Origin of the sequence: Dokdonella sp. (assembly GCF_039926425.1) — a bacterium.
GTDB lineage: Bacteria > Pseudomonadota > Gammaproteobacteria > Xanthomonadales > Rhodanobacteraceae > Dokdonella_A.
This window is the reverse complement of the sequence record NZ_JBDSWZ010000084.1, coordinates 1-7,330: the sequence shown is the minus strand read 5'-3', so window position 1 is coordinate 7,330 and position 7,330 is coordinate 1. Positions and strand designations below refer to the sequence as shown.

The 7,330-nt window shown below is 64.0% G+C and carries 6 protein-coding genes; 3 read left to right on the top strand and 3 right to left on the bottom strand.

All coding sequences use genetic code 11. The features are described 5' to 3' along the window. The coding region (locus ABIV12_RS05405; RefSeq protein WP_348057026.1) for a helix-turn-helix domain-containing protein at positions 1-230 on the bottom strand (230 nt) is incomplete at its 3' end. A gap of 88 nt (positions 231-318) precedes the next feature. On the opposite strand from ABIV12_RS05405, the gene ABIV12_RS05400 reads away from it, so the two are divergent. Beyond that, positions 319-900, top strand: a complete 582-nt coding sequence (locus tag ABIV12_RS05400; RefSeq protein WP_348057024.1) for a hypothetical protein — start codon at positions 319-321, stop codon at positions 898-900. A gap of 43 nt (positions 901-943) precedes the next feature. On the opposite strand, the gene ABIV12_RS05395 is transcribed toward ABIV12_RS05400, so the two are convergent. Together ABIV12_RS05395 and ABIV12_RS05390 are read right to left on the bottom strand one after the other, a co-directional pair. Then, a complete protein-coding gene (locus tag ABIV12_RS05395) occupies positions 944-1,792 on the bottom strand; it encodes a DUF6498-containing protein (protein WP_348057022.1) in 849 nt (282 codons plus the stop codon). 80 nt (positions 1,793-1,872) lie between these two features. Continuing rightward, positions 1,873-2,478 carry a DNA-3-methyladenine glycosylase gene (locus tag ABIV12_RS05390; protein ID WP_348057020.1) on the bottom strand — a complete coding sequence of 202 codons (606 nt, stop codon included), beginning with the start codon at positions 2,476-2,478 and terminating at the stop codon, positions 1,873-1,875. 133 nt (positions 2,479-2,611) lie between these two features. On the opposite strand from ABIV12_RS05390, the gene ABIV12_RS05385 reads away from it, so the two are divergent. Both ABIV12_RS05385 and ABIV12_RS05380 read left to right on the top strand, forming a co-directional pair. Further along, positions 2,612-5,545 (top strand): molybdopterin-dependent oxidoreductase, encoded by a 2,934-nt coding sequence (locus ABIV12_RS05385; RefSeq protein WP_348057018.1) that lies wholly within the window; start codon positions 2,612-2,614, stop codon positions 5,543-5,545. Then, the gene (locus ABIV12_RS05380) at positions 5,542-7,308 is read left to right on the top strand and encodes an SLC13 family permease (RefSeq protein ID WP_348057016.1); all 1,767 of its coding nucleotides are present in this window, start codon (positions 5,542-5,544) and stop codon (positions 7,306-7,308) included. The genes ABIV12_RS05385 and ABIV12_RS05380 overlap by 4 nt, the downstream gene beginning before the upstream one ends. Positions 7,309-7,330 lie beyond the last annotated feature (22 nt).

The window sequence follows — 7,330 nt, the reverse complement described above, 5'->3', positions numbered from 1 at the left end:
AGACCCGGCAACTCGAAGCGGTCGGCCGCGTCGGCGGCGTAGCGGACGGTCGGCTCGTCCGCGTCGCCGTTTTCGATCGGCGCACCGAGCGCATCGCGCAGAAACGCGATGTCCCGGTAAAGCGTTGCGCGCGAGCACGCCAGATCGTCCTTGAGCCGCGCCAGCGTCACTGGATAACGCGCGGACTTGAGAATGCGGTGCAGCGTCAGGATGCGTTCGTAGCGGTCCATCGAGCAGGGTGTCCCGAACAGATTCGAGTTTGCGTACTATCCGGTAGTTTCTCACACCGTCCCCTCGACAACGCCATCGGAGCACCGCATGCGCACGCCCACGACGATCCTCGCGGCACTGGTCCTTGCCCTCACATGCGCAGCGGCGAATGCCGCGCCGAAAGACGAACTCCACGAGGCCTTCAGCAAGTTCCTCAAGGCGCAAAGCTTCCGTGCCACGGTCACCGATGTGAAGAAGGGCAAGGAGATGACGTCGATGGAATTCGTCGCGCCGGATCGCTATCGCATGAAGGCCTCGACCGGACAGACGAACCTGATCATCGGCGACGACATGTTCATGGAAATCAACGGCAAGCTGACAAAGTTGCCGGTTCCCGGCGTCGGCCAGATGACCACGCAATTCCGCAGCGAGCGCTTCCTGCACGACGTGGAAGGCGACATCGTGGTGAAGGCGTTGCCCGACGACAGCGTCGACGGTGAGCCTGCCAAGGTGTACGCATACAGCGTGACCAAGCCGGTGAAGTCGGATTCGAAGGCGTGGGTGTCAAAGAAGAGTGGCCTGGTGATCCAGATCGAATCGACCGGCAGCTTCATGGGTCGGGCGAGCACCACACGGGTGCACTACTCCGATTTCGACGACGCCGCGATCAAGATTGCCGCGCCGAACTGAGCACGCCAGGTCGAACGCCACGCCGGTCGACGCATCGCATCGGTCAGCGCCGCCCGTTCTTCGTGGGCATGACCTGCTCGTCCTCGATGGCGTGCTCGAGCGCCGCCTCGCGACTGTCCTTCCACTGCTTTTGCAGATCGGCGCCACTGATCTTTCCCTTGCCGACCCGTTCGCTGACCGTGATCAACCACGGCGGTGGTTTGTCAGCGGGTGCCGCCGGCGCATCGCCAGCGCTGGACGTGGACAGATCCCACAGGGTCTTCAGGCCAATCAGCACATACAGAACGGCGTAAGGCGAATCCGTTGCCGCGGCGGCGAACATTCCGAAGATGATCGCCAGGTGCAGCACCAGCACGCGTCCCATGCGCTGTTGCGTGCAGGCGCGCATCCATGCAAAGGGGCGCTTGCGCATTCCCGTCATGTCGAGGCAGAACTCCGCCGCCAGGACGCCGGCCAGCAGCAGTGCGCCATGCCTGAACGCGACGAAGTCGAAACCCCATACCGGGGAATCGGGATGATTCATCGCCAACATGTAGGTGATTCCGATGACGAAAATCCCGTGCACGAGGGTGAACGGGAAGGCAACTGCCGCGTAGTCGCGCATCATCACGGGGCGATTGCCGAGGTTCCGCGGAGACGGCGTCAGTTGGCCCGTGCGCCAGTGCCCCTTCCGACGCGTCAGCAGGCAATGTCCGGCAATGCGCAGACACATGAGGATTGCGATCAGCAAGCTCTCCAGCCAGTACAGAACGAGGACATTGCTCGCCGACCACCCATAACGCAGGACCCCGACGATCGGAATCGCGTTGCTGATCAAAACCGTCGCAATGCGCGAGGTGCGCAGGCCGACGTTCTGCCATGTCGATGGCATGGGAATGGATTCAGTCGGCATCGTCGTATTTCCGAGGAATGTCCATTGCTAAACACGATTTCGCCGAAAAGCAGACATTTCGCGCGCAACCCGGGCAATGGCTACCGCTTCGACACATGCCGGTTGTCCGGGACATACCAGCGCCATGGCAGGTTGATCGCACGCGAAATGCCCACGCGTGGCGTGACAGCGGGTTCGATGGGCGGCGGCATGCCGTCGCTGGCGATCCGGTAACGTCCGGCAACCAGATCGATGCCGTCATCCGAGCCGCGGATACCGAACGCCTGGCATAAACGCGCAGGCCCACTGCAGAGCTCACGCTCGTTCTTCGCACGCGGTCGCCGCTCGCGCATCAACGCGAGTCCCGTCAGCGGCTGAACGGCGCGCAGCAACACGCCGACACCGACACCCTCGTCGCCGCACGACGCATTCGCACACCAGTGCATGCCGTAGGTGAAATACACGTACAGATGGCCCGCCGGCCCGAACATCGTCGCATTGCGCGCGGTCTTTCCACGAAACGTGTGCGCGGCCTCGTCGATCGCGCCGCAATACGCTTCGGTTTCGACGATCCGACCGGCACAACCGTCCGGTCCGAGCAGGATCTTGTTCAGCAGATCGGGCGCGACCTCACGCGAATCGCGGCGGTAGAACGCACGCGGCAGCGCAAGCGGCACGCGCGCCACCTGCGGATCGGAATGATCCATGGATCGATCGTGTTCCTGCACACGCGTTGGCCGGCCAGCGGAGCGGGCATTGTACCGGTGACGCACGCATCCGCCCGCGTCATCGCGTCCGCGCCGCCACTGGCGGAAAGATGGTGACCCACGGGTCCGATCGGTGAACGCTTCCGCTACCATGACGCGATTCGCGCATCGCAAGGTTCCCGTGCCGCACGCCCGACTCGAACTCAACACGCCGACCGGTGACGAGGTCAAGACGACCACGTGCTACATGTGCGCGTGTCGCTGCGGCATCCGCGTGCACCTGAAGGATGGCGGCGTTCGCTACATCGACGGCAACCCGACGCACCCTGTCAATCGTGGGGTGATCTGCGCGAAAGGATCGGCCGGAATCATGCAGCACTATTCGCCGGCACGTTTGTCGAAGCCGCTGCTGCGCATTGGCGAGCGCGGGTCGCGCGAGTTTCGCGAAATCGAATGGGACGAGGCGCTCGATCTCGCGACGCAATGGCTCGGCGACATTCGATCGCGCGATCCGGACCAGCTCGCGTTCTTCACCGGTCGCGACCAGAGCCAGGCGCTTACCGGCTGGTGGGCGCAGGCGTTCGGCACTATCAACTACGCGGCGCACGGCGGATTCTGCTCGGTCAACATGGCAGCAGCCGGCATGTACACGCTCGGCGGATCATTCTGGGAATTTGGCGAACCCGATTGGGAGCTGACGAAATACCTGATGCTCTGGGGTGTTGCCGAAGATCACGATTCGAACCCGATCAAGCTCGGCCTCGGCAAACTCAAGTCGCGCGGCGCGAAGATCGTCGCGATCAATCCGGTGCGCAGCGGCTACGGCGCGATCGCCGACGAGTGGGTGCCGATCAATCCCGGCACCGACGGCCTGCTGGCCGGCGCGTTCATCCACGAACTGCTCAACGCGGATCGGGTCGATCTGGAGTTCCTGGTGCGTTTCACCAACGCGCATCATCTGGTCATCATGGCGCCGGGCGCAGCCGACGACGGGATGATCGCGCGCGACGCGGAAGGCAATGCTCTGTGCGCCGTTCGTGCGGACTCTCCATCGACTGCGCGCGTCGAACGCGCCGATGCAATCGACATCGCACCGCTGATCGTCGGCGACTACGCGCTCGCCGACGGACGACGCGCGGTCCCGGCGTTCCAGTTGTTCGCCGAACGCTATCTCTCCGACGAGTTCTCGCCGGACGCAGTCGCCGATGCCTGCGGCGTTTCCGCCGACACGATCCGCCGTCTCGCGCGCGAACTCGGTGACACCGCGTTCGACCAGTCGATCACGATTGCGCAGCGCTGGACCGACGCATGGGGTCGCGAGCACGCCGAGATGATCGGTCGTCCCGTTGCGATGCACGCGATGCGCGGTATCGCCGCGCATGCGAACGGGTTCCACACCTGCCGCGCATTGCACCTGCTGCAGATGATCCTTGGCGCGATCGACACGCCGGGCAGCTTCCGCTACCAGCCGCCGTATCCGAAATCCGCGCCGCCGCCGAATCGCCCGGGCAAAACACGCAAGCCCAACGGCGCGCTCGATGCCGCGCCACTTGGCTACGTGCACACGCCTGCCGACCTGCTGGTCGATGCGGACGGCGCCCCACGCCGTCTCGACAAGGCATTCTCGTGGGAGCATCCGTTCGCCGCGCACGGCATGTTGCAATCGGTGATCGCCAATGCGCACGCCGGCGATCCGTACCGCATCGATACGCTATTCCTGTTCATGGCGAACATGGGCTGGAATTCGTCGATGAACACCGGCGCGACGCGCGCGATGTTGTGCGATCGCGATGCTGCAACCGGCGAGTACCGCATTCCACACATCATCTACGCCGATGCCTACGATTCGGAAACCATCGCGTTCGCCGATCTCGTGCTGCCGGACACCACGTATCTGGAACGTCACGATTGCATCAGCCTGCTCGATCGCCCGATCTCGGACGCCGACGGTGCCGGCGATGCGATTCGCCAGCCGGTCGTGCAGCCCGACCGTGATGTACGGCCGTTTCAGGATGTGTTGCTCGATCTCGGCACGCGGCTGAAATTGCCTGGCCTTGTGAACGATGACGGCACCGCGAAATATCCGCGCGGCTATGCGCAGTACATGGTCGAACATGAGCGCGCGCCGGGGGTCGGCCTGCTCGCCGGCTGGCGCGGTATGGACGGCTCTGCCAGCGGCGTCGGCGCTCCGAATCCCGACCAGCTCGCGCGCTACATCGAGAATGGCTGTCACTGGCACGAACCCGTTCCCGCCGCGGGTCGCTATTTCAAGATGGCCAACCGCGATTATCTCGACTGGGCGAAATCGCTCGGATTCGTCGGATCGACGCAGCCGATCGTGCTGCAGTTCTACGCCGAAACCTTGCAGCGGTTCCGTCTCGCCGCGCTCGGACATGGCAAGAGCCAGCCGCCTGCGCGTGACCGGGAACGCGTTGCGCGGTTCTTCGATCCGCTGCCGTTCTGGTATGGGTCTGTTTCAAGCGCCGTTCGCGAAGAACAAGGCAAAACCGCACATCCCTGCGCGGACTCTTCAAACGAAACATCACACCATTCAAGCCTTCGCGAATACCCACTCAGCGCGATCACCCAGCGTCCGATGTTCATGTACCACGCGTGGGCGTCGCAGAACAAATGGCTTCGGCAGATCGCGACGCGTAATTTCCTCTATCTGCATCCCGAAACGGCGCAGGCCAACGGCGTCGCCGACGAGGACTGGATCTGGCTTGCAGCACCGCTCGGACGCATTCGCGTGCAGGCGAAACTCCATGCCGGCACCGCGCCGGGCACGGTGTGGACGTGGAACGCCATTGGCAAACACAAGGGCGCATGGACGCTGTCGGCCAACGCGCCGGAGAACGTCGACGCTTTTCTGCTCAACCATCTGATCGACGAATCGTTGCGGTCAAGTGACGGACGCGCGCGTTATGCGAACGCGGATCCGGTCACTGGACAAGCCGCGTGGTTCGACCTGCGCGTACGCATCGAACGCGACGCATCACCGCACCTCGACGGCCATCGCATCGATCTGCGGTCGATGGCCACCACTTCGGAGAACACCGCACCATGAGCCTCCCCGCCTGGACGACGCTGGCCATCGTGGTCGGCGCGATCGCGCTGTTCGCCAGCGAGAAAGTGCGCATCGACCTCGTTGCACTGATGGTGCTGGTGCTGCTGGTTGCATGCGGGCTGGTCTCGCCCGCAGATTCGCTCGCCGGTTTCAGCAACGAAGCGACGATCACAGTGGCTGCGATGTTCGCACTCAGCCTCGGTATCGAGCGCTCGGGTGCGCTGGAGCCGCTCGGCCGGCTGCTTTCACGCATTCGAAAACCGTGGTTGCTCACGCTCGCATTGATGCTCGCGATCGCACCGATGGGCGCGTTCGTCAAGAACATCGCGCTCGTTGCAACGTTCCTGCCCCTCGCGCTTCGTGTGTGCGCGCGCACGCGCACGCCGCCCGGACGCGTGCTGATGCCGATGGCGTATGCCGCGCAGATGGGCGGCGTGTGCACACTGATCGGTACCTCGTCGAACCTGCTCGCCGACAGCCTCGCGCAGAAGCATGGACTGCCGCCGTTCGGCTTGTTCGAGTTTGCGCGCCTCGGCGTGCCGCTTGCCGCGGTCGGCATTGTCTATCTGATGCTGGTCGGACGCTGGCTGCTTCCGCGCGATCTGCCTGCGACGGCCACCGTGGATCCGCAGGTCGGCAAGTACGTCACCGAGCTCAAACTGTCCGCGACGTCACCGCTGGTCGGACAAACGATTGCCGACGTGAAACTCGGCGAGAAGTACGGCGTCTATCCGCTGGAACTGCTGCGCGGCGACCAGCATCTGTGGTCACCGCGCTCGCAGACTCTCGTGGCAGGCGACGTGCTGCTGGTGCGCGGCGATTGGGAAAAGATCGAGGAGTTGCGCGCCAGTGCCGACCTCGAGCTCGACCCCGAGAATCGCTACGGGCCCGATCACGGCAAGGCGCGGGTGCTCGTCGAGGTGATGATCAAGCCCGACACGAACATGGACGGTCGCTCGCTCGAAGAACTGGACTTCCAGCGCAACCATGACGCGATTGCGCTGGCGATCCATCGGCGCGGAGAAATCCTGCGCGAGAAACTGAAGGGGGTGCGGCTCGCGACCGGCGACGTGCTGCTGTTGCTGGTCGGCGACAACGCCGTCGACGCGGTGCGTGGCGACGATCGGCTGGTGGTGCTCAGCGAACGCGAGGACATGCGCCGCATTCCGCGTCGCGCAATCGCCGCGATCGCGATCATGGTCGGCGTGATCGTCACATCCGGCCTGCACTTGCTGCCGATACCGGTCGCAGCAATCGCTGGTGCGGTCGCCATGGCCATTGCCGGATGCTTCGGTCGCGAGGATCTGTACAAGGGCATCGACTGGAAGATCATCGTCCTGCTCGCCGCGATCCTGCCACTCGGCTCGGCCATCGAGACCAGCGGCCTGTCGACAACGCTGGTCGAGGGCGGCATGCACCTCGTGGGCTCGCACGGACCGCTGGCAGCACTGTTGATGGTGTATCTCCTCACCGCGTTGCTGACGGAGCTGATGGGACACAATCCCTCGGTCGTGCTGATGGTCGGCATCGCGGTGTCGGTGGCGCACTCGGCGCACGCCGATCCCAAACCGTTCGTCATCGCAGTCGCATTTGCTGCAGCCACCTCGTTCGCGACACCGGTCGGTTACCCGACCAACACGATGGTGTACTACGCCGGCGGGTACCGCTTCAGCGATTTCATGAAAGTCGGCATTCCATTGATCGCCGTGTTCTGTGCGATGTCGATGTGGCTGATCCCGATCTTCTGGCCCTTGCAGCAATGACCACGCTGCCGCCGACCGGCGC

Excerpts from the sequence above, each read along its gene's own strand:
- ABIV12_RS05380 (WP_348057016.1), top strand. The coding sequence starts at position 5,542 with ATGAGCCTCCCCGCCTGGACGACGCTGGCCATCGTGGTCGGCGCGATC.
- ABIV12_RS05400 (WP_348057024.1), top strand. The coding sequence starts at position 319 with ATGCGCACGCCCACGACGATCCTCGCGGCACTGGTCCTTGCCCTCACA.
- ABIV12_RS05395 (WP_348057022.1), bottom strand. The coding sequence starts at position 1,792 with ATGCCGACTGAATCCATTCCCATGCCATCGACATGGCAGAACGTCGGC.
- ABIV12_RS05390 (WP_348057020.1), bottom strand. The coding sequence starts at position 2,478 with ATGGATCATTCCGATCCGCAGGTGGCGCGCGTGCCGCTTGCGCTGCCG.